Here is a 21,807-nt window from a genome sequence, read left to right as displayed (position 1 = left end):
GAAGTCTAGTCATCGAGTCCGACAGGCCCCGTGCAGCCCGGTGGACGTCCCCACCCGCGTAGGGTCGAGGCGTGAGTCTCGCTCGACGTGAACGCCACGCTCTCGTGGAAACGATGACCAAGGCGGGCCCTGCCGCGCCGACCCTGTGCGGCACCTGGACGGTGCACGACCTCGCGGCCCACCTGGTGGTCCGGGAACGCAGGCCCGACGCGTCGATCGGCATCGTCTTCGGTCCGATGGCCGGGTACCTCGACGCGAAGCAGGCGCAGATCGCGCAGCGGCCGTTCGCCGAGCTGCTCGAGCTGGTCCGCACCGGCCCGCCGTGGTGGTCGCCGCTGCGCCCGGTCGACGCGGTGGCCAATCTCAGCGAGATGTTCGTCCACCACGAAGACGTCCGCAGGTCCGAACCGGGCTGGGAGCCAAGGCAGTTGGCGGCACGCGACGAAGACCGGCTGTGGTCGGCCCTGCGCACCGTCGCCCGCGCGGCCTACCGCAAGGCGCCGGTCCCGGTGGTCCTCGCGACGCCGCAGGGAGCCACGATCACGGCCCATCGTGGCGACGGCGTCGAGGTGGTACTCACCGGCACGCCGTCGGAGCTGCTACTGCACGCGTTCGGCCGCGACGAAGTCCGGATCACGCCGACCGGGGCCGACGCCGATGTGCGGGCAGTGCTCGCCACCGACCGCAGCGTGTGAACTAGACGACGTAGCGACGCAGCCTGCGCGCGGCGAATTCCCGGAAGTACGACAGCTTCTCCGGCGGCACCAGCGAGGGCAGCAGGAAATACCAGGCCCGCTCCATCCGCGCCGCCATCTGCTCCATCGACTCGGTGCCGACCGCGACGATGTGCACGCCCGCGGTCAGTTCCTGCAGCAGCACACCGACCACATCGGGATCGAGATCGGCGATCAGATCGCCCTGGGAGATGGCCCGCTCCGACAGCAACCGGTAGGTCTCACCCCAGGTCTTGGCGATGTTGTCACCCTGCGCGCCGCGATAGTCACCGATCTGATGGGTGAGCTTGAGCATCGCCCCCACCATCGGATCGTTCATCGATAGATCGGCCACCACGTAGGTGATCCCGACGGCCGCTTCGAGCGCAGGCACCCGGGAATCGAAGAAGCCCTGACACGATCCGGTCAGGCGCTCGTTGCCCTGATCGACCACCGCCCTGGCCAGCTCCTCCTTGGAGCCGAAGTGAAAGTACAAGGCGCCCTTGGTCACATTGGACTGCGCGATGATTTCGCTGAGGCTCGCGTTGGCGTAGCCCAAACGGAGAAAGACATCGGCAGCGCCAGCAAGGACGGAGTCGCGGGTGATCTCCGCGCGTGCTTGCCTAGCCATCAGATCCGCCTGTCATCCAATAATCCAGCCATCCTGAAGTAGACCGACATCCCGAAATTTGCTCGACATACCGCCCGGCAGCACCCAAAAGGATGGGTGAACCGTACCACCAGGCGGCAAAGTGGCAGCCGAATCATCGATTCGGTCCACACTGCGTGCGCTAACGTCCGGTTACCTCACCGATTGTTGGTGTAGTCCCCGTGTTCCATTCGGAGCTGAGCCCCGGTTCGGCTTCCAAATGACTCAAACCGTTCCAGCACAGGTTGACCAGGTGCGCGGCGACCACCTCTTTGGGCGGAGTGCGCTCGTCGAGCCACCAGGTGGCGGTGGTCGACACCATGCCGACGAGGGCTTGGGCGTAGAGCGGGGCGAGGCTGGTATCGAAATCACGGCGGCCGAAATCACCGGCGAGCAGATGCGCGACCTGGTTGACGGCCTCGTTGAGCAGGCTCGAGTAGCGACCCTCGGAGCTGGCCGCGGGCTGGTCGCGGACCAGGATCCGAAATCCGTCGGTCCGTTCCTCGATGTAGGTGAGCAAGGCCAGCGCGACCTGCTCTAATCGCACCCGTGAGCGATTGCGGGTGAGCGAGGAGGTGACCATCTCCAGCAGCATCGACATCTCGCGATCGACGACCACCGCGTAGAGGCCTTCCTTGCCGCCGAAATGCTCGTAGACGACCGGCTTGGACACCTGCGCGCGCTGGGCGATCTCCTCGATCGATGTCGCGTCGTACCCCCGCTCGGCGAACAACGCGCGACCGATCTCGATCAACTGCTGCCTGCGCTGCGTACCGGTCATCCTCGGCCTAGCGACCCGCCCTGGTTCACTCACCAGATTCCCCGCCTCTCCTACGCCCGATGGAACCTGCCACAACTGTCTCAGACCGCGCCACGCCTGCGCGGACCCCACCCCGCTCGACCGACGCGACAACTTGCTTCACGAGAACATGGGTAACTCGTCGGGTGCGGGCCGACCGGCCAGACTCGGCGAGCTTGCCGCGTCCCCAACGGATCCCACACCTCGGTCTGGCCGAAGTTCCCGCAGTGGCGGGCAAGCCAAAATTTGCGGGGAGGCGGAACTGTGCGAGGATCATGCCGTGCCGTAGCACAGTGGTGGGCCCGCACGGCCCACTGGTGTGGCGATCCGCCGTAGTGTAATGGCAGCACCTCTGATTTTGGTTCAGATAGTTCAGGTTCGAGTCCTGGCGGCGGAGCACACGGGCACACAGTGACGTATCGTCGGCCCGCACCGTCTACCGACCGAACCCGCCACAGCACTCGCTGACAGGCAGCCGAGGGAGATCCATGCCACCGCAGACCGCCGTCGTCGTTCTCGCAGCAGGTGCTGGGACGCGAATGCGGTCGAAGACTCCGAAAGTGCTGCACCCGTTGGCGGGCCGGTCGATGCTCTCGCACGCGCTGCACGCCGCCGTCGAGATCGATCCGACCCACCTGATCACCGTTGTCGGGCACGACCGCGAGAAAGTCGGAGCCGCCGTCGCGGACGTCGGTAAGGAACTCGGACGCGAGATCGTGTGCGCCGTGCAGGAGCAGCAACTCGGAACCGGTCACGCGGTGCAGTGCGCACTGGGTTCGATCCCGGCGGACTTCGACGGCGACCTGCTCGTCACTTCGGCCGATGTGCCGCTGCTCGACGGGCACACTCTCTCCGCGCTGCTCGACGAGCACCGCAGCTATGCCGAGCGGCCCGCCGTGACGGTCCTGACCTTCGTACCCGACGACGCCAACGGCTACGGCCGGATCGTGCGCGACGACGACGGTCAGGTCGCCGAGATCGTGGAGCACGCCGACGCCACACCCGTGCAGGCCAAGATCAAAGAGGTCAACTCCGGCGTCTACGCGTTCGACGCGTCGGTGCTGCGCACCATGATCGGGCGGCTGTCCACCGCCAACGCCCAGCACGAGCTCTACCTCACCGATGTGCTGCGGCTGGCCCGCGAGGCCGGTCATCCCGTGCACGGCGCGCGGCTGATCGACTCGAACAAGGTCACCGGCGTCAACGACCGGGTGCAGCTGTCCGAGGCGGGCGCCACCCTCAATCGCTACATTCTCGAGCGCCACATGCGCGCGGGCGTCACCATCATCGACCCCGCAACGACCTGGATCGACGCGAGCGTGCGCATCGGACGCGACGCCGTGCTGCGGCCGGGCACCCAGCTCTTCGGCGAGACCCATATCGGCGAGGACGCCGAGATCGGGCCGGACACCACGCTCACCGATGTGTTCGTCGGCGAGGGCGCCAGCGTGATCCGCACCCACGGCGAGCGCGCCGAGATCGGTGAGGGCGCCACCATCGGGCCGTTCAGCTATCTGCGGCCGGGCACGGTCGTCGGCGAGGAAGGCAAGCTCGGCGCATTCGTCGAGACCAAGAACGCCTCGATCGGCGCGCACTCGAAGGTTCCGCACCTGACCTATGTCGGCGACGCGACCATCGGCGAGTACAGCAACATCGGCGCTTCCAGTGTTTTTGTGAACTATGACGGAGTGAACAAGCACCACACCGTGGTTGGTTCCCATGTGCGAACAGGGAGCGACACCATGTTTATCGCACCGGTAACGGTGGGTGACGGGGCCTATACGGGTGCGGGTACTGTACTGCGCAGAAGCGTTCCACCGGGTGCACTTGCTGTGTCGGGTGGGCCACAGCGCACTATTGAAAACTGGGTGCAGCGCTACCGTCCAGGAACCGCTGCGGCGCGCGCGGCGGCGGCAGCCATCGCGGCAAACGTGACGTCTTCGAAGACAATCGAGCAAAAGGATGGCAACCAGCAGTGACCGCGTTCTCGATCGACAACCAGAAGAACTTGATGCTCTTCGCCGGCCGGTCACATCCTGAGCTGGCCGAGCAGGTCGCCAAGGAACTCGATGTCGACATCACCCCGCAGACCGCGCGCGACTTCGCCAACGGTGAGATCTTCGTTCGCTTCGAGGAGTCGGTCCGCGGTTCCGACGCCTTCGTGCTGCAGAGCTTCCCCGCCCCGCTGAACCAGTGGCTGATGGAACAGCTCATCATGATCGACGCGCTCAAGCGCGGTTCGGCCAAGCGGATCACCGCGGTACTGCCGTTCTACCCGTACGCGCGCCAGGACAAGAAGCACCGCGGCCGCGAGCCGATCTCGGCCCGCCTGGTCGCCGACCTGCTCAAGACCGCCGGTGCCGACCGCATCATCAGCGTCGACCTACACACCGACCAGATCCAGGGCTTCTTCGACGGCCCCGTCGATCACATGCACGCACTGGTGCAGCTGTCGGACTACATCCGCACCAACTACCCGTCGGACAACCTCGCGGTCGTCTCCCCCGACGCGGGCCGGGTGAAGGTCGCCGAGAAGTGGGCCGACGCGCTCGGTGGCACACCGCTGGCGTTCATCCACAAGACCCGCGACCCGCTGGTGCCCAACCAGGTGAAGTCCAACCGCGTCGTCGGTGACGTCGAAGGCCGCACCTGCGTGCTGATCGACGACATGATCGACACCGGTGGCACCATCGCCGGTGCGGTGAAGGTGCTCAAGGAAGCGGGCGCGGGCGATGTGATCATCGCGGCCACCCACGGTGTGCTCAGTGATCCGGCCGCCGAGCGCCTCGCCAACTGCGGCGCGAGGGAAGTCGTCATCACCAACACGCTGCCGATCAGCGAGGACAAGAAGTTCCCGACGCTGACGGTGCTGTCGATCGCGCCGCTGCTGGCCCGCACGATTCGCGAGGTCTTCGAGAACGGCTCGGTAACCGGCCTATTCAACGGCAACGCCTAACCGCCTCCCCGCGTCTTTTGGCCAGACTGAGGTGCGGGGGGAGTTGGGGACGCGGCAAGCCTTTGGGGGTGGAGGGTTAGCTCGTACCCGGTGAGTTACCCATGTTCTCTCGAGATCAGTCGGCTGTTCTCTCGAGACCAGTCGGCGCGTTTTGTCCTCGGACATTGGCGCGTCGGCTGGTCTTTGGTGCATGGTGGTCTTGTAATGCGGGACGGGACAGGGGGCGGTATGGGGACTGGGCCGGAGTGGCGGGTCGAACTCGGTAAGGGTGTGCCTCGGGTGCAGGACGCGCCGGAGCAGCCGGTGGTGCAGGACGCGCCCGCGGTGCCGACTGCGCCGTTGCCCGCGCAGTCTTGGTACGGGATCGCTGATCCGGCGGACGAGTTGCCGCCTCCACCAGCCGCACAGCCATGGGCTGGGGTCGCGAATCCGGGGCCGGCTGTCGATTTGCCGCCGTACCCGCCACCGCCGCCAGGGCCGATGTATCCCGCTCCTGGATATCCCGGAGCTGGTTATCCCGCTGCCGGTAATCCCCCGCCTGGGTATCCCGTGCCCGGGTATCCCGTGCCGGTTCGGACGCCGTACGGCGCGTCGCCGTATCAGCCGTATCCCCCGCCGCCCGGCTATGGGTACCGGGACACCACGCCGCTGTGGTCGATCTTCAGTTTCTGCTGTGCCGCGGCTTCGGTGTTCGGTGGGTTGGCCATGTGCGGGCTGCCGGTGCTGATCACCGCGCCGACGGGGATCGTGCTCGGGGTGGTCGGGCATGCCAAGGGCGAGGAAATGGGCAAGTGGGCCGCGATCGTCAACGGTGCGATCGCGGCGCTGGCCGCACTGCTTGTCATCGTGTTCGTGGCGCTGCTCGGCAGCGTCTGAGCCGCGGCGCGCGATACTGGTAGCGGTAGCCCGACCGCCGAACAGAACGGAGAAGCGCCGCACCGATGGATGCTTTCACCGGATTCCCGCTCACCGGCCTCGACTTCTACGAAGACCTCGAGGCCGACAACTCGAAGGCCTTCTGGAACACGCACAAACACATCTACGACGAAGCCGTGCGGGCTCCGATGACCGCGCTCGCCGGCGAGCTAGCGGCGGAATTCGGACAGGCCAAGATCTTTCGGCCCTACCGTGACGTCCGCTTCTCGGCCGACAAGTTGCCCTACAAGACGCACCAGGGTGCGGTGGCGGGGGTGTCGCCCGGCGTCGGCTGGTATGTGCAGATCGGGGCGGCGGGGTTGTTCATCGCGGGTGGCTGCTTCCGGCCATCGCCCACGGCCTTGGCGGTCTTGCGGGCCACGATCGACGACGAGGTGCGCGGCGCGGAACTCGAGAAGATCCTGGCCGCGACGGCGGCGGCCGGTTTCACCCTCGGCGGCGACAAACTCAAAACCAAGCCGCGCGGCTATGCCGCCGACCATCCCCGCATCGACCTGCTGCGCCACAAGTCGCTGACCGTGCACCGCGAGTTCGGCGCGCCGGACTGGCTCACCACCCCGGCCGCGGCCACCGAGATCCGCCGCGCCTGGAACGACCTGCGGCCGCTCGTCGAATGGTTTGCCGCCGTCCTCGAGGGCGTCCCGGAGGAGACGAGCGGCAGGCGCCCATAGCCGGCCCGCGCGTGGCTCGTGACGCCACGGCCATCGGAGGCCGATACTGGAACCATGAGCCGTGAACCGTTGGACATGGACATGGGCGACGACGGTCAAGCCGACGACATCGTCGAATACGAGCGCTATGTGGAGGACCCACCCGCGGACTTCGTGATCAGCAACCACGAAGCCGACGCCGACGGGTTCCTCGGCGTCACCGAGGAAGTCTCCGAGGAGAACACCGAGCGCGGCGCCCGCCACGAGGCGACCGAACAGGACGAACGCCCCGCCGAGGAAGTCGCGGTGCGAGTGCGCGGCGAGGACGATGTCGACGGCGCCCTCTTCGACGACGACGCCGTCAACGGCGAAGAGGGCATCGACAAGGACCTCGAGGGCGACGAGAACCTCACCAGCGGCGAATACCTCGCCGACGAACGCGACCTCTAGCCCCGACGCGCAACGCGCTCACTGTCGGACAATGGTCTCCCCGGCGGGCACGTCGCAGGCAGATCACCTGATCAGCGGCGCTCGGCCAGTACCAGGATGAAGCGGTTGCCGGGGTCGGTCCAGGTGTGGGCGGGGGTGAAACCCGCAGTGTCGAGTTCGGCGGCGAGGGATTCGGGGCGGAATTTGGCGGAGATCTCGGTGCGCATTTCCTCGCCTGCCGCGAAGTCGACGGTCAGGTCCAGCCCGGCGACGGTGGCCGTCATCGCCTCCGTGGCGCGCAGGCGCATTTCGATCCATTCGTTGCCGGCGTCCCAGATGGCGACGTGTTCGAATTTCTCGGGGGCGAAATCGGCGTCGAGCCGGTTGTTGAGGACGTGCAGGACGTTGCGGTTGAATTCCGCGGTGACGCCCGCGGCGTCGTCGTAGGCGGGGACCAGGATCGCGGGGTCGATGACCAGGCCCGCGCCGAGCAGGAGCAGTTCGCCGGGTTCGAGGACCTCGTTGATGCCTGCCAGGAATTCGGCGCGCTCGGCCGGGACCAGGTTGCCGATGGTGCCGCCGAGGAAGGCGATCATGCGCCGGCCGCCGCGGGGCAGGTTGTGCAGGGTGTCGGTGAAGTCGCTGACCACTCCGTGCACGGACAGGTTCGGGTACTCGGTCGCGATCTCGTTGGCCGCACCGCGCAGTGCTGATGCCGAGACATCCTGCGGAACATAGGTTTTCAGCGAGCCTTCGGCGGTGAGTGCGTCCAGCAGCAGGCGGGTCTTGACGGCCGAGCCCGAGCCGAGTTCCACCAGTACCTCGGCGTGGGCCGCCGCGGCGATCTCGCCGACGACCCGCTCGAGCAGGGCGCGCTCGGTGCGGGTCGGGTAGTACTCGGGGAGTTCGGTGATCTGCTCGAAGAGCTCGCTGCCGCGCGCGTCGTAGAACCACTTGGGCGGCAAGCACTTCGGATCGGCGGTGAGACCGGTGCGGGCGTCGGTGCGCAAGGCCGCGGTGAGATCGTCGTCGGTGAGGTGGATGTCCAGCAGCGGCGCGGTCATGAACGGGCCCTTTCGGTGGCGGGGAGTTCGAGATCGGTGATGGTGCAGTGGCCGGGCGTTGCGGTGACCACCTGGCGGTCGGCGATGGATTGCCAGCGTGGGTCGGCGTCGTAGGGTTCGGAGGACAGCACGGTGTAGTCGTCTGCGACGAGCACCGACAGTGCGTGCGAGCAGGTGGTGGCCCACAGCTGAACCCCGTTGCCGAGCAACAGGTTCAGGCGGGCGCTCGGCTGGTGACGCAGGACAGTCACGACCAGAAGTCGCAGGGCCTCGGCCGGTGACGTGACCGGACCTCCGGGGGCGATCGCCCCGAGCAGGCCTCGCAGCAGCACCCACAGCACGGCGGAATCGGTGAGCGCCTCAGCCTGCAACAGCACTGCGGGCGAGCTGAACAGCGCTGCTGGGGCCGAGGATTGCGCCGCGCCAGCTGTTATGCCGCCGAACGAATCCTCTTGCCGCGGTGCGCCGGCGACCTCGGCGTGCGCATCTGACGCGGCGTCGATGCCCGGCGGCGGGGCGATAGATCCCCCGTGCGCGTCGGACGTTGCGGTGACGCACTGCGGTGCGGCAGCAGCCCCGCCGCGCGCTCCCGACGCAGCGTCGATGCCCGGCGGCGAGGCGATAGACGCCCCGTGCGCGTCGGACGATGCGGTGACGCACTGCGGTGCGGCGGCGGACCCGCCGCGCGCTCCTGACACAGCGTCGATGCCCGGCGGCGAGGCGATAGACGCCCCGTGCGCGTCGGGCGTTGCGGTGGCGAATATTTCGTTGAGGTCGGCGAGGACTGCCACGAGGGTGGTGCGCCAATCCGGGATGACGCCGTTGTGGCTGAAGGCCCAGTGCTCGTCGGTGAAGGGGGCGCAGGCGGACCGCTCCAACGGCATGCCGACGGTGGCCGAGCGGACGGCGGCGATCACCGAGCGGGATTCGAGCTGGCCGAGGACTTCGGCGACCGCGGGGTCGGTCCAGATCGGGGCCTGGTTGCGGTAGCGGGTGACCGTGTCGCGGGCGGCGTCGACGCCGATATCTGCCCGGCGCCACCAGGCGACACCGAAGCCGTCGGCGTTGATCGTGCCGCCCGCGCGCATGTCGGCAGGCGCCCAGGACTGGGCGCAGAGCGAGTGCGGGCCACGCATCACCAGCTCGCCGACCACCACCGGTGGGCCGACGTACCCGAGGTGTCTGCACATCAGCGTTCGTCCTCGCGCAGGTCCCTGGCGAGGCGGAAGCCGGCGAAGATCTGCCTGCGGATCGGGTGGTCCCAGTTGCGGAAGGTGGCGCGGCAGGCGACCTCGTCGGTGCCGAAGGAGCCGCCGCGCAGGATGCGGTAGTCGCCGCCGAAGAAAACCTCCGAGTACTCGCGGTAGGGGAACGCGCGAAAGCCGGGGTAGGCCTCGAAACCCGAAGAGCACCATTCCCAGACATCGCCGATGAGCTGGTGCACGCCGGTGGCCGACGCACCGGCCGGGTAGGCACCGACCTCGGCGGGCTCCAGGTGCTGCTGGCCGAGGTTGGCCAGGTGCGTGTCCGGTTGGTCCTCGCCCCACGGATAGCGCCGCGACGCACCGGTTCTCGGGTCGAAGCGGGCCGCCTTCTCCCATTCGGCCTCGGTCGGCAATCGCTTTCCGGCCCAGCGCGCGAAGGCCTCGGCCTCGAACCAGCACACATGCACTACCGGCTGATCGAGCCGCAGCGGGGTGGAGGCGCCGAATGCCGTGCGCGTCCACCCGTCACCGTCGCGCTCCCAGAACTGCGGCGCGACCAAGCCCGCCTCCTGGCGGTGCGTCCAGCCGCGCTCCGACCACAGTTCGGGCCGGTCGTAGCCGCCGTCGTCGAGGAAGGCGAGGAACTGCCCGTTGGTCACCGGCGCGACATCGATCGCGAAGCCGTCCACGTGCACCGGATGGGCGGGGCGTTCGTTGTCCAGCGCCCACGGATCGGCGGAGGTTCCCATCAGGAATTCACCTGCGGGAATGAAGATTTCGCCACGGACCGGCACCCGCGCGGTGGGCGCGGGAGGAGCCGACAACACCGGCGCGCCGATCCGTAGTTGATGGGTGGCGAGCATGGTCTCGTCGTGCTGCTGTTCGTGCTGGGCGATCATGCCGAAGGCGAAACCGTTGTCCACCAGTGGAGTACCGGCCAGATCACTGGAATCGAGGACATCCAAGACCTTTTCGCGCACCGCGTCGACGTAACCGCGCGCCTGCTCGGGATTCAGCAGCGGCAACGCGGGCCGGTTCGACCTGGCGTGTTTGAACGCGTCGTACAGCTCATCGATATCGGCGCGCACCGCGTCGCGCCCACCGACATCACGCACCAGCCACAGCTCTTCCTGATTCCCGATATGCGCCAGATCCCAGACCAGCGGCGACATCAGCGGCGAATGCTGCGCGACGAGATCGGCCTCGTCCACGCTGTCGGTGAGCACGGCGGTGCGGCGACGAGCACGCAACAGCACCTCGGCGATCCGCGCGCGGGTCCGGTCACGATCGCTGTGGTCGGCGGGGACGGAAACAGTCACGAGATGAGCTCCGAAACATGATGGGCGACAACGACAGCGGGGAATCGGACGGGCGCGGCAACGAACACGCGGGCAGCACGAGCACACAGAAGGTCAGCAGCCGCCGGCTGGTGAGCGCCACCGGGCACCGAGCATGTGGCTGCGGTCATCGCAACACGCCCGAGCCGTTGGGCGAGGGCCGCACCTCGGCGAGCGGACTTCGGCCGGCACGACATCGGCGCGCGGCAGCCGCCAATTCCGCTGCCGCAGCGGGTGATCCAGCATGGTCGGCCGCAAGCTCCAGCACATCCACCGCAGCGTGGCGCAACTGCGAGTCGAGCAGGCCGCAGCGGGCCGCCGTCAACCAGTCCCCTGCCGTCGGCGCGGCGAGGGCTGTGGCCTCGGCGACGACGGCCGGGGCCGACAGCAGTGCGTCGAACAGGTGGATCGGGGTGGTCCACCCTTCGCCGGGTTGGGTGTCGAGGTAGCGGACCTCGAGATGACCGGTCGGCCGGACCGGTGGGAACAGCGTGGTCAGGTGGTAGTCCAGGTCGGCGCGGGTGGGGCGGCGGCCCACTTCGTCGTCGAGGGCGCCGGACAGCCAGTCGGCGAAGGTGGCGCCGGGGGGTGGGGACCAGTCGGCGGCCGCGTCGGCGCAGCGCACGCACAACAGTGGCACGTCGAGAGCCCAGCGCGCGTAGGAGGTGATCGGGTCGGCCCAGTCGGCCACCGGAGGTCTGGTGCGGGAGGGGTCCAGGCGCAACCAGGTGCGCATGCGCTGAGACGCCCAGAAGCCGCGCGGAACGCCGTGCAGGCGCGGTGAGCAGGCGAAGGCGGCGATCAGGGTGGGGCCGAGGGCGTAGAGGGCGGTCCAGCGGGCCCGTATCTCGGCGGGATCGGCGCCAGCATCCACGCTGACCTGCGTGGCGGCGGTATTGCACATCATCAGGGTGCCGAAGGGGCCGACGCTGTCGAAACGACGTTCCATCGCCGTATAGCGGGGCAGCCGGAGCAGGCGCTCGGCGGGACGGCCCGCATCGGCGGCGGCGGCGAAAATGCTGATCTCCCGGGCGGCGAGCAGGTCCCGCAAACGGGCCGCATCAGCGCTCAGATGCTGCGTCAGCGCGGCCGGATCGGCGAACGGTGCGCTGGAAAGTTCTATCTGACCACCGGGTTCGAGGGTGACCAGGCTTCCGCCGGGCAGGGGAACCGCGGCCGAGGTGGGAGCGATGGAGGTCGGTGCGTGCGGCCCGAGGGCCGCTGCCAGCTGGTCGAGCGAGGGCCGCGAACCGGTGCGCCCGGCGGTGAGCCACTCCAGTTCGGCGCCGATCAGCGCCGGTGGTCCGAGCTTGAAACAGACGCCGCCGACATAGGCCTCCGCCGCCACCCTGGACGACAGTTCGCCCTGGTCGGGGGCATAATCGGGCCACGATGAACGCTCCAGGGTGACCGCCATACCAACCTCCACGTGCTGCGTGCTGCCGGGGAACGTGCGTTTCGCTCATTCCAGAGTAGCGACGACCACCGACAGAAAAAGTGACGAAAAGGGGAACGGCTCGGGGCGCTATCGTCGTCACCATGCTTGACCTCGCCGCGATCAGAGCCGCCACCTCAGGACTTGCCAACGGTCAGGTCTTCCTCGACAGCGCCGGATCGTCACTGCCGCCGAAGGTCGTCGTCGACACGATGATCGCCCACTTACACCGCGAAGCCGAGATCGGTGGCTACCGTGCGGCTAACGAACGCCTCGGCGACCTCGCCAAGGTGAAGACCTCGATCGCCGACCTCATCGGCGCCACCCCGGACACCATCGCCCTCAGCGATAGCGCGTCCCGGTCATGGGCCGATTTCGCCTACTCGGTACCGCTGCGTCCCGGCGACCGGATCCTGATCTCCGGCGCCGACTACGCCAGCAACGCCATCGCCGCGCTACAGCGTGCGAAACAGACCGGGGCCGTGGTCGAGCGCATTCCCAGCGACGACACCGGACGCCTCGACACCGATGCCCTCGCCGACCTGCTCGACGAACGCGTACGGCTGGTTTCGCTGCAGCACGCCCCGACCAACGGCGGCCTGGTGAACCCGGTCGCCGAGGCCACCAGGATCGCCCACGAAGCCGGTGCGCTGGTGCTGCTCGACGCCTGCCAGTCGACCGGCCAGCTGCCCATCGACGTCACCGAACTCGGCGTCGACGCCATGTCGACCACCGGCCGCAAATGGTTGCGCGGACCCCGAGGCACCGGATTCCTCTACGTCCGTGCCGAATTGGCGCAGACGATGGAACCGGCCCGCCTCGACCTGCACAGTGCCGCGTGGGTGAGCGCCGGCGAATACCGCCTCGCCGACGACGCGTCCCGTTTCGAATTCTGGGAGTGCGGTGTCGCCGCCCGCCTCGGCCTCGGAGCCGCCGTCGATTACCTGCTCGAACAGGGCCCCGACGAGGTGTACGCCGCCGTCGCCACCCGCGCCGAGTACCTGCGCAAAACCCTGCCGGAACTGCCCGGCGTCACCGTGCGCGACCTGGGCACCGAGCACAGCGGCATCGTCTCGTTCACCGTCGACGCTCACGACCCCGAACAGCTGCGCGACCGCCTCGCCGAGCACGCGATCACCGTCACCGTCAGCCACGCGGGCTCCACCCTGCTCGACATGTCCGAACGCACCCTGCCCGCCGTCCTGCGCGCCTCCCCGCACTACTTCGTGAGCCAGGACGACCTCGACCGCTTCGTCGCCGCACTGGTCGAGCTCACCCACTGAGCCGCGCGAGGTGCTCGCGGACGATCCAGTCCACGAGCACCCGCGGGTCCTGATCGGGGGCAACGACCTCCAAAGTCCGGATCGTCGCCAGACCGTGCACATTGGTCCACAAGGCCAGCGCGCGCTGCATCGCGAAATCGGGCGCGACCTCGGCGACCAACCCGACCACCTGCTCGAACAGCGGCCGGGTCGTCGCGCGCAGGTTCTCGCCCGACCCCTCCAGCAGATCGTGGCGGAACATCAGCGCGAACATCTCGGGCCGTGACACCGCGAAATCCACATAGTCGATCGCCATCAGGCGCAACCGTTCGCGTGGGTCGTCGACCGAGGCGAAGGCGGCGAACCGCTCGATCAGCTCCCCGAACCCACGCGCCGCGATCGCCGCGAGCAGCGCCGTATGGGTGGGAAACCACCGACGCGGCGCACCATGGGAGACACCGGCTGCCCGTGCGATCGCACGCAGCCCGAGTGCGCCCAAGCCCTCGGTTTCGAGCAGATCGACACCGACGTCGACCAGGCGCTCGCGCAACGAATCAGGCATCCCACAATTCTGCACGCACAGCGGGCGAGCACATCCACGGCACTCGTAGACAGTGTCTACTAGCCTTTCCGTAGACACTGTCTACGGAAGGGCTGCCCATGTGGTACCTGCTGTGCAAATACGTCCTCATCGGCCCGGCGCTACGCCTGCTCGGGCGGCCGCACGTCGAAGGGCTCGAACACATTCCACGCACGGGGCCGGTGATCATCGCGGCCAACCACCTCGCCGTCGTCGACTCGCTCTACCTGGCCCTGGTGATTCCGCGGCCGCTCACCTTCCTCGCGAAACAGGAGTACTTCGCGGGCACCGGGCTACGCGGGCGGTTCACACGCTGGTTCTTTACCGCCGCGAACCAGGTACCGGTGGACCGCACCGGTGGCGACGCGGCCGCCGACGCGCTCGCGGCGGCAACCAGAATCCTCGACGGCGGCGGCGCCTGGGCAATTCACCCGGAGGGCACACGGTCACGGGATGGCAGGGTCTATCGTGGTCGCACCGGGGCGCTGCGCGTTGCCATGGCCACCGGGGCACCGGTGGTGCCCGTGGTCTTGGACGGTACCGATCGCATGAATCCTCGCGGTCGGAAACTGTTGCGTTTCACCAAGGTACGCGTCACCGTCCACCCGGCTAGGCACTATCCCACTGCTGTTCATCACGCCCAGGTCAGAGCGGCAACAGACCTGCTGATGCGGGAAATTGCCACGCTATCGGGTAGACCATACGTAGACCGCTACGCAGCCACCTTCGCTGTCCAAGGGCGCACCAGCAGGGGTGCTGGTGTCAGCCCGGGTTAACACGCGCGGGGCGGGGCGGGATTTCTTTGTTGGGAGTGCAAAGCACGGCCGTAACCGATCGTTGGCGTAAAGGGAGACCGACGTTGAGCAGGTTCACCGACGAAATGTTTGGCACAGCGTTGACCAGCTCGAAGGGGCTGGTCACCGGAGAGCCGGAGGCACCACTGCGGCAGACCTGGGGGGAAATTCACAGGCAGGCGCGGCGGATGGCGGGCGGTCTCGCGGCCGCCGGGATCGGGCACGGTGACGCTGTCGGCGTGCTGGCGGGTCTGCCCGTCGATATCGCGCCCGCCTGCCAGGGCATCTGGATGCGTGGCGCTTCGATCACGATGTTGCATCAGCCGACGCCGCGGACCGACCTCGAGGTCTGGGTGCGCGACACCGAAACGGTGCTGCGCATGATCAACGCGAAGGCCGTCGTCCTCGGCGCGCCGTTCGCGGCTGCCGAACCGGTGCTACGGGAACGCGGGATCACCGTCGTGCGGATCGAGGACCTGCACAGCGGCGCGGATGCCGATCCGGTGCCCACCACCGAGGACGATATCGCGTTGCAGCAGTTGACCTCCGGGTCGACCGGATCGCCCAAGGCGGTGCGGATAAACCACGGCAACTTCTACGTCAACGCGTACGCGATGTTCAACCGCGTCAAATTCCAGCTCGACGACGACGTGATGGTGAGCTGGCTGCCGCTGTTCCACGACATGGGCATGGTCGGATTCCTTAGCGTACCTATGCAATTCGGCGCCGAGGTGGTGTGCGTGACGCCGCTTGACTTCCTGGCAAGACCACTGCTGTGGGCCGAGCTGATCGACAAGTACCGCGGAACAGTCACCGCCGCACCCAATTTCGCGTACTCCCTGCTGGCGCGGCGGCTGCGCCAGGCCGAGCCGGGCACCATGGATCTGTCGAGCGTGCGCTACATGTGGAACGGCGCCGAACCGGTCGACCCCGACACCATGATCGCCCTCGCGGCGGCGGGAAAACAGTTCGGGCTCAACCCGATGGCGCTCACGCCGGTCTACGGCATGGCCGAGACAACCCTGGCCGTGTCGATCCCCGACGCCGGCCACGGGCAGGTGCTCGATGTGATCGACGCCGATCTGCTCGAAGTTGTCGGCAAGGCGGTACCGATCGCCGAGGACGGCCACCACGGCACCCCACGCAGGCTGCCGACGCTGGGGCACCTGGTCGACGATCTGGAAGGCCGCGTCGTCGACGCCGAACGTCAGCCGCTACCGGTTCGGTCCGTCGGAGTCATCGAATTGCGTGGTCCCGCGGTCACTTCGGGCTATGTCACCGTCGACGGCTTCCGCCCCGCCCAGGATGCCGACGGCTGGCTCGACACCGGTGACATCGGCTACTTCACCGAAGCGGGCCTGGTGGTGGTCTGCGGGCGCATGAAGGACGTCATCATCATGGGCGGCCGCAATATCTATCCCACCGACATCGAACGAGCCGCGCTGCGCGTCCCGGGAGTCCGCCCCGGCAACGCGGTGGCAGTGCGCCTCGACTCGGGCGAGAAACGCGAAAGCTTCGCGGTGGTCGTCGAATCCAACGACTACCAGGACGCCGACGAGGTGAAGCGCATCGAGCGCGAGATCGTCCACGAGGTGTTCACCGAAGTAGGCGCCCGCCCCCGCACGGTGGCCGTCCTCGGACCGGGAGCCCTTCCGAAGACCTCCTCGGGCAAACTCCGCCGCGCCGCCACCGCGGTGCACCTGCGCTGAGAACGCACTCGGCGCGCCAAGAGTCTTGGCGCGCCGAGTTTCTCAGTGCAGGTTGTTCTGGGCTGCTTCCAGCCCGACCTTCAGTAACAGCTCCACCGCATCGGCGGCCTGCTCCACGATCACCGGAACCTCTTTGCGCTCCGGCGCCGAGAAGGGCTTGAGCACGTAATCGGCCGGATCCTGCCGACCGGGAGGACGCCCGATCCCGATCCTGGTCCGCAGGTACTCCTTGGTGGTCAGCGCCTGCGAGATCGACCGCAATCCGTTGTGTCCACCTTCGCCGCCGCCCTGCTTGAGCTTGAGCGTGCCGAAGGGCAGATCCAGCTCGTCGTGGACCACGATCACCTGGTCCACCGGCACCGAGAAGAACTTCGCCAGCGCGGCGACCGGCCGCCCGGACAGGTTCATATAGGTGCGCGGCTTCGCGATGAGGATCTGACGTCCGTCCAGGCGCGCCTGGAGCAGGTCGGCACCGGACTTCTTGTGCACGGCAAAACGGCCGCCGACGCGCTCGGCGAGCACATCGGCGACCAGGAAGCCCACATTGTGGCGGGTGCGCTCGTATTCGGGGCCGGGGTTACCCAGTCCGACTACGAGCGCGGGCCCGGAAGATTCGGTCATTGCCCGAATCGTAGTGCGCGGTCTTACTCGGACTCGGGAGCGGTCTCCGCGGTCGCTTCGCCCTCGTCTTCCGCCTTCGCGGACGGCGCCTCGATCACGTTGACGATCAGCGCTTCCGGGTCACCGGCCAGGGTGACGCCCTCGGGCAGCGCGATGTTGCCGGCCAGGATCTGGGTGCCCACCGCGATGCCGTCGACCGAGACCTCGATGGACTCGGGCAGGTTCATCGCGTCGGCCTCGATCGACAGGCTGTTGAGTTCCTGGGTGATCAGGGCGCCGGAGACGGCATCGCCGGTGACGACGACGTTGACGTCGGTGGTGACGCGCTCGCCACGCTTGACGATCAGCAGGTCGGCGTGCTCGATGTAGCGACGGATCGGGTGGACGACGACCGACTTGGTCATCGCCAACTGCGGCTGGCCATCGATCTGCAGGTTCAGGATGGCGTTGGTGCCGTGCAGACGCAGGATCGCGGCGAACGCCTTGGCGTTCAGCGACAGGTGCTGCGGCTCGGCGTGGTGGCCGTACAGCACGGCGGGCACGTTGCCGTCGCGACGGGTACGGCGAGCGGCACCCTTACCGAATTCGGTGCGGACGGCGGCTTCGATCAGATTGGCGTCGGACATACTGAATGCGCTCCTACGGCTGGTCATGGGTGACCCAACTCCGGGGTCAAGGTCTACTCGTCGGACGAAAGAACGAACGAGGACGGCCCAAAAAACTCAGCCGAGCCGCGTCGATCACGGTGTGCGCGCACACCCTCGCCGAGACAACCCGCCAACCATACCGCATCGCAATCCTCGGACTAAAACCGCCATGACCGCACTCCCAATCCCGCACCCGCGACCCCTAGGGAGCGGCGGCCACGAAGTGGCCGGTCGCGGCCGGGTCGCCGGTTAGCCGCCGGGGCGTACGCGACGAAGGAGCAAGCCCCGGTGGCTAACCGGCGGCCCCTCGGGGCCGCGACTCGAGCGCGCCAGCGCTCCAAAAACACAGCCAGTGCCTCCCAGGACTACCGAACAACTGATCCCCCCTGTGACCACCCCTTCAGTCCCTCGTACCCTGGAAAGGCTGCCCCCACCGAAAGGCTCCCACGTTGACCGAGTCCGGAGAAGTCGTCGCCACCACCCCACGCGGGCTCCCCGCCGAGGTGGCCCGTCGGCGCACGTTCGCCGTGATCTCGCACCCCGACGCGGGTAAGTCGACGCTCACCGAAGCGCTGGCCCTGCACGCCAGGATGATCTCCGAGGCGGGCGCGATCCACGGTAAGGCCGGTCGCAAGTCGACGGTGTCGGACTGGATGGAGATGGAGAAGGCGCGCGGCATCTCGGTGAGTTCGACCGCGCTGCAGTTCAACTACCGGGCCGCCGGTTCCGATATCGACAATGTGATCAACCTCGTCGACACTCCCGGCCACTCCGATTTCTCCGAGGACACCTACCGGGTGCTCACGGCCGTCGACGCCGCGGTGATGCTGATCGACGCGGCCAAGGGCCTGGAACCGCAGACGCTCAAGCTGTTCCAGGTGTGCCGCCACCGCGGCATCCCGGTGATCACCGTCATCAACAAATGGGACCGGCCGGGTCAAGCCCCCCTGGAACTGCTCGACGAGATCAGCGAGCGGATCGGCCTCACGCCGACTCCCCTGTTCCTGCCGGTCGGCATCGCGGGCGATTTCCGCGGCCTGCTGCGCCGTGGGCCCGAGGGCGAGGCGAGCCAGTACATCCACTTCACCCGCACCGCCGGTGGCGCGACCATCGCGCCAGAGGAATACCTGACTTCGGCGCAAGCGCAGGCGCGCGAAGGCGAAGCCTGGACGACAGCGGCCGAGGAGAGCGAACTGCTCTCGGCGACCGGGCAGGACCACGATCAGGAAATGTTCCTGGCTGGCCAGACCTCGCCGGTGATCTACGCCTCGGCCATGCTCAATTTCGGTGTGCGCCAACTGCTCGAGACGCTGGTGGAACTGGCGCCGGCGCCGGGCTCGCGTGCCGATGTGACGGGCAAGGAACGCACCACCGGTGACCCGTTCAGCGCGGTGGTGTTCAAGGTGCAGGCGGGGATGGATACCGCCCACCGCGACCGGCTGGCGTTCATGCGGATCGTGTCCGGCGAATTCGAGCGCGGCATGGTGGTGACCCACGCGCAGACCGGGCGCCCGTTCGCCACCAAGTACGCGCTGACGGTCTTCGGCCGCGAGCGCACCACGGTCGACACCGCCTACCCCGGCGATGTGGTCGGCCTGGTCAACGCCACCGCGCTCGCACCCGGCCACACGCTGTTCGTCGAGAAGAAGGTGGAGTACCCGCCGATCCCGAGCTTCGCGCCTGAGCATTTCGCGACGCTGCGCGCGCAGAGCGCCGGCAAGTACAAGCAGTTCCGCAAGGCGATCGACCAGCTCGATTCCGAGGGCGTGGTGCAGGTGCTGCGCAACGACGCCCGCGGTGACGCCACGCCGGTACTGGCCGCGGTCGGTCCGATGCAGTTCGAGGTGGTCACGGCCCGGATGCAGGGCGAGTTCAACGTCGAGACCCAGCTGGACTTCCTCCCCTTCACCCTGGCCAGGCGCACCGACGCGGAGTCGGCGCCCGAGCTGGATCGCCAGCGCGGGGTCGAGGTGTTCACCCGCACCGACGGCGCGATCCTGGCGCTGTTCAGCGACAAGTGGCGGCTGCAGTACATCGAGAAGGAACACCCGAAACTCACGCTGGAACCGCTCGTCGCGACCGCGGACTGACGCTGTCTGGGTCGGGCGAATCAGGCGGCCGGTCCAGGATTGCGTTCCACGGAGGAGATGTGGTTCTCCTGCGCGATCATTCCCCAGCGGCTCGCGGTGAGACGCAAGCTGGGCAGGTCGCTGAGCGAGAGCACCACCTCGTAGGTGCGCTCGTACCCGGTGTGCGAGATGCGCCAGTGCCCGTCGTCGCAGCGCACGTAGCTGTCGGTGTAGAAGGCGGCGCCGCGCAGGCACATGTTGTGTTCGGGGATGATCACCGTGTCGGCCAGGTACCAGGTGCCGGTGGCGGTGTCACCGTCGATGTCGATCTCGGGGTGGTCGCAGCGGTGCTCGGTGATCACGTGCGGTCCGAGGGTATTGCGCAGGAAGGCCAGGAAGGCCTCGCGCGACTCGAACTGCAGGTATTCGCTGTAGGTGGCGGTGGCCTCGGGGATCATCGTGTCGGCGAACTCGTCCCACGACTTGGTGTCGAGACTGCGCAGGTAGCGGTACTTGAGCCTGCTGAGTGCGATGAGGTCGTCGGGGTGATCCGGCGGGCGCTCGATCGGTGTGGGCTGTTGCTCGTCGTCCGACGGCGCTGACGCCATCCATGCCTCCCCCGGTTCCGACCCGGCGACCAACGGAGCGTCATCACCGGGCAGCAACGGCACAGGGCCTACCCACGCGGACGCGACAGGTTCGTCGACGTGCACGTGGGGAGTTTCCGGGCCCTGCTCCATCTCTCCACGATCCCACCAGAAACGGCTCGCGGCCCGTTCTGTATCAGATCGCTATCACTGCCGAAACCGGAGCGTGACCTCCGGCGCCGGCGGACCCGGCTGTCTGGGCTACCCGATGGTGAAGCAGGTGCGGCAGAAGTCCTCGCCGAATTCCGAGAGGCGAAGGCTCTTGCGCACGATCTTGGGCGCGCGGCCCGCCTTCTTGAGTGCCTGCTCCACCACGGGTTGCACTTCCAGCACCATGTACCGGCTCAGCACGACCGGATCGTCGGAGGTGAGCGTGAGACCGAGGCGGTTGAGGTTGATCAGGTAGGACCGTGCGCGGTCCGGGTAGCGCACGCCCGCCTGTTCGGGGACCGAGGTCAGGTCGCCCTGCACCAGCTCCGAGCCGATGCCGAGCGGCCGGTTGGTCCGGACGTCGACCGCGGGTTGCGGACCGTTGAGGGCCATGAACCGCAGGATGCGGGCCTCGTCGGGAGCGACCTCGTCGAGGATGCGGTCGTAGGCCGGGTGCACGTCCTCGGTGAAGTACACGTCGGCCGAGCGGGCCAGCAACGCGTCACCGCGTCGCCGCAGGTCCTGAGTGGTGGCCGAGCGCAGGTACGGGCCGACCGTGATGGCCTGCTGCGAGGCACCGTTGGGCGTCGGCACATAGCTGACGATCTCGCGCACCGACCCCTCGGTGACGCCGAGGGCGCTGCGTGCGATGGAGCGCAGGGCATTGCCGGTGCGCTCGGCGATATCGGCGGAGGATTCGCCGTCCAGCGCGGCCTGCGCCAGTTCCTTGGTGACCTCATAGGTGGTGCCGACAGCCCACTGACTGCCGCGCACCGCGGTACCGGCGGCCAATCCGGCGGCGCGGAAAACGCCACGGATCAACCGTGCTTCATTGCTGATCTGTCGCCGCTCGACATCCGAGCTGCGCTCGACGGCGCGGGTACCGGCACGGGCCAGGTCCTGACCGGTCCTGTCGTCTGTCACGTCCTACTCCGAAGTCTCGCCATGTGAACAGTGCCACCACCGACCGCGCGTCCCCTCTGCACGATATTTGTGGCCCGTCACGAAAAGGTGGTGGTGGTCATTGTGTCCGACTCGCCAAGGCGAGTACGCCATTCGGGACAGGTTCTGTGACTGATGTCTCAGACACTACCCTGTGGCCTGACACACGACGAATGGACCCAGTTCCCTGACTCACAGTAGGGTCACCTCGCC

General features: G+C 67.7%; 20 protein-coding genes, 1 tRNA gene and 1 pseudogene. 11 read left to right on the top strand and 11 right to left on the bottom strand.

Features of this window, described 5'->3' with window-relative positions:
* The first annotated feature begins 71 nt into the window (after window positions 1-71).
* Window positions 72-695: a TIGR03085 family metal-binding protein gene (locus ACTWPB_RS11830; RefSeq protein WP_446225691.1), complete on the top strand. Its 624-nt coding sequence runs from the start codon at window positions 72-74 to the stop codon at window positions 693-695.
* 1 nt (window position 696) lies between these two features.
* Here the strand turns inward: ACTWPB_RS11830 and ACTWPB_RS11825 are convergent, their stop codons facing one another.
* Window positions 697-1,344 carry a TetR family transcriptional regulator gene (locus ACTWPB_RS11825; RefSeq protein WP_446225690.1) on the bottom strand — a complete coding sequence of 216 codons (648 nt, stop codon included), beginning with the start codon at window positions 1,342-1,344 and terminating at the stop codon, window positions 697-699.
* A gap of 160 nt (window positions 1,345-1,504) precedes the next feature.
* Complete coding sequence (locus ACTWPB_RS11820) at window positions 1,505-2,143, bottom strand: TetR/AcrR family transcriptional regulator (protein WP_446225689.1); 639 nt, start codon at window positions 2,141-2,143, stop codon at window positions 1,505-1,507.
* A gap of 344 nt (window positions 2,144-2,487) precedes the next feature.
* Between ACTWPB_RS11820 and ACTWPB_RS11815 the strand changes: the two genes are divergently transcribed.
* The 6 genes from ACTWPB_RS11815 (at window position 2,488) to ACTWPB_RS11790 (ending at window position 7,153) form a co-directional block, all read left to right on the top strand.
* Window positions 2,488-2,558 (top strand) — tRNA-Gln (locus ACTWPB_RS11815).
* A 91-nt stretch (window positions 2,559-2,649) separates the two neighbouring features.
* Window positions 2,650-4,140, top strand: a complete 1,491-nt coding sequence (gene glmU, locus ACTWPB_RS11810) for a bifunctional UDP-N-acetylglucosamine diphosphorylase/glucosamine-1-phosphate N-acetyltransferase GlmU (protein ID WP_446225688.1) — start codon at window positions 2,650-2,652, stop codon at window positions 4,138-4,140.
* Window positions 4,137-5,117, top strand: coding sequence for a ribose-phosphate diphosphokinase (locus ACTWPB_RS11805; protein ID WP_056813833.1), 981 nt, complete (start codon window positions 4,137-4,139; stop codon window positions 5,115-5,117). The genes glmU and ACTWPB_RS11805 overlap by 4 nt, the downstream gene beginning before the upstream one ends.
* A gap of 564 nt (window positions 5,118-5,681) precedes the next feature.
* A complete protein-coding gene (locus ACTWPB_RS11800; protein ID WP_446225687.1) occupies window positions 5,682-5,993 on the top strand; it encodes a hypothetical protein in 312 nt (103 codons plus the stop codon).
* 65 nt (window positions 5,994-6,058) lie between these two features.
* Window positions 6,059-6,724, top strand: a complete 666-nt coding sequence (locus ACTWPB_RS11795; protein ID WP_446225686.1) for a DUF2461 domain-containing protein — start codon at window positions 6,059-6,061, stop codon at window positions 6,722-6,724.
* Between the two features lie 54 nt (window positions 6,725-6,778).
* The gene (locus ACTWPB_RS11790; RefSeq protein ID WP_446225685.1) at window positions 6,779-7,153 is read left to right on the top strand and encodes a hypothetical protein; all 375 of its coding nucleotides are present in this window, start codon (window positions 6,779-6,781) and stop codon (window positions 7,151-7,153) included.
* A gap of 71 nt (window positions 7,154-7,224) precedes the next feature.
* On the opposite strand, the gene egtD is transcribed toward ACTWPB_RS11790, so the two are convergent.
* The 4 genes and pseudogenes from egtD to egtA form a co-directional block, all read right to left on the bottom strand.
* Window positions 7,225-8,196: an L-histidine N(alpha)-methyltransferase gene (gene egtD, locus ACTWPB_RS11785; protein ID WP_446225684.1), complete on the bottom strand. Its 972-nt coding sequence runs from the start codon at window positions 8,194-8,196 to the stop codon at window positions 7,225-7,227.
* A 767-nt stretch (window positions 8,197-8,963) separates the two neighbouring features.
* Window positions 8,964-9,386, bottom strand: a pseudogene (locus ACTWPB_RS11780) (class II glutamine amidotransferase); the annotation flags it as partial.
* Window positions 9,386-10,720 carry an ergothioneine biosynthesis protein EgtB gene (gene egtB / locus ACTWPB_RS11775; RefSeq protein WP_446225683.1) on the bottom strand — a complete coding sequence of 445 codons (1,335 nt, stop codon included), beginning with the start codon at window positions 10,718-10,720 and terminating at the stop codon, window positions 9,386-9,388. The gene egtB and the pseudogene ACTWPB_RS11780, both read right to left, overlap by 1 nt.
* A 145-nt stretch (window positions 10,721-10,865) precedes the next feature.
* Window positions 10,866-12,155, bottom strand: a complete 1,290-nt coding sequence (gene egtA / locus ACTWPB_RS11770; RefSeq protein ID WP_446225682.1) for an ergothioneine biosynthesis glutamate--cysteine ligase EgtA — start codon at window positions 12,153-12,155, stop codon at window positions 10,866-10,868.
* Window positions 12,156-12,277: 122 nt separating this feature from the next.
* Between egtA and ACTWPB_RS11765 the strand changes: the two genes are divergently transcribed.
* Window positions 12,278-13,456 (top strand): aminotransferase class V-fold PLP-dependent enzyme, encoded by a 1,179-nt coding sequence (locus tag ACTWPB_RS11765; protein ID WP_446225681.1) that lies wholly within the window; start codon window positions 12,278-12,280, stop codon window positions 13,454-13,456.
* Here ACTWPB_RS11765 and ACTWPB_RS11760 read toward each other — a convergent pair.
* Window positions 13,446-13,997 carry a TetR/AcrR family transcriptional regulator gene (locus ACTWPB_RS11760; protein WP_446225680.1) on the bottom strand — a complete coding sequence of 184 codons (552 nt, stop codon included), beginning with the start codon at window positions 13,995-13,997 and terminating at the stop codon, window positions 13,446-13,448. The two genes, ACTWPB_RS11765 and ACTWPB_RS11760, sit on opposite strands and share 11 nt — an antisense overlap.
* 98 nt (window positions 13,998-14,095) lie before the next feature.
* On the opposite strand from ACTWPB_RS11760, the gene ACTWPB_RS11755 reads away from it, so the two are divergent.
* Both ACTWPB_RS11755 and ACTWPB_RS11750 read left to right on the top strand, forming a co-directional pair.
* Window positions 14,096-14,791 carry a lysophospholipid acyltransferase family protein gene (locus ACTWPB_RS11755; RefSeq protein ID WP_446225679.1) on the top strand — a complete coding sequence of 232 codons (696 nt, stop codon included), beginning with the start codon at window positions 14,096-14,098 and terminating at the stop codon, window positions 14,789-14,791.
* Window positions 14,792-14,874: 83 nt separating this feature from the next.
* A complete protein-coding gene (locus ACTWPB_RS11750; RefSeq protein ID WP_446225678.1) occupies window positions 14,875-16,518 on the top strand; it encodes a fatty acyl-AMP ligase in 1,644 nt (547 codons plus the stop codon).
* Window positions 16,519-16,560: 42 nt separating this feature from the next.
* Here ACTWPB_RS11750 and pth read toward each other — a convergent pair whose 3' ends face one another.
* Together pth and ACTWPB_RS11740 are read right to left on the bottom strand one after the other, a co-directional pair.
* Entirely contained in the window at window positions 16,561-17,139 is a 579-nt protein-coding gene (gene pth, locus ACTWPB_RS11745; RefSeq protein ID WP_378926201.1) for an aminoacyl-tRNA hydrolase, read from the bottom strand.
* Between the two features lie 23 nt (window positions 17,140-17,162).
* Window positions 17,163-17,765 (bottom strand): 50S ribosomal protein L25/general stress protein Ctc, encoded by a 603-nt coding sequence (locus tag ACTWPB_RS11740; RefSeq protein ID WP_446225677.1) that lies wholly within the window; start codon window positions 17,763-17,765, stop codon window positions 17,163-17,165.
* Between the two features lie 470 nt (window positions 17,766-18,235).
* Here ACTWPB_RS11740 and ACTWPB_RS11735 point away from each other — a divergent pair, with 470 nt between their 5' ends.
* Window positions 18,236-19,876 (top strand): peptide chain release factor 3, encoded by a 1,641-nt coding sequence (locus ACTWPB_RS11735; RefSeq protein WP_446225676.1) that lies wholly within the window; start codon window positions 18,236-18,238, stop codon window positions 19,874-19,876.
* 20 nt (window positions 19,877-19,896) lie between these two features.
* Here the strand turns inward: ACTWPB_RS11735 and ACTWPB_RS11730 are convergent, their stop codons facing one another.
* Window positions 19,897-20,421 (bottom strand): nuclear transport factor 2 family protein, encoded by a 525-nt coding sequence (locus tag ACTWPB_RS11730; RefSeq protein ID WP_378943082.1) that lies wholly within the window; start codon window positions 20,419-20,421, stop codon window positions 19,897-19,899.
* Window positions 20,422-20,703: 282 nt separating this feature from the next.
* Window positions 20,704-21,576, bottom strand: coding sequence for an Abi-alpha family protein (locus ACTWPB_RS11725; RefSeq protein ID WP_446225675.1), 873 nt, complete (start codon window positions 21,574-21,576; stop codon window positions 20,704-20,706).
* Window positions 21,577-21,807: the final 231 nt, after the last annotated feature.

Source organism: Nocardia sp. IBHARD005 (assembly GCF_052814245.1).
The sequence above is the reverse complement of the archived record's forward strand: the minus strand, read 5'-3'. Positions and strand labels throughout refer to the sequence as shown.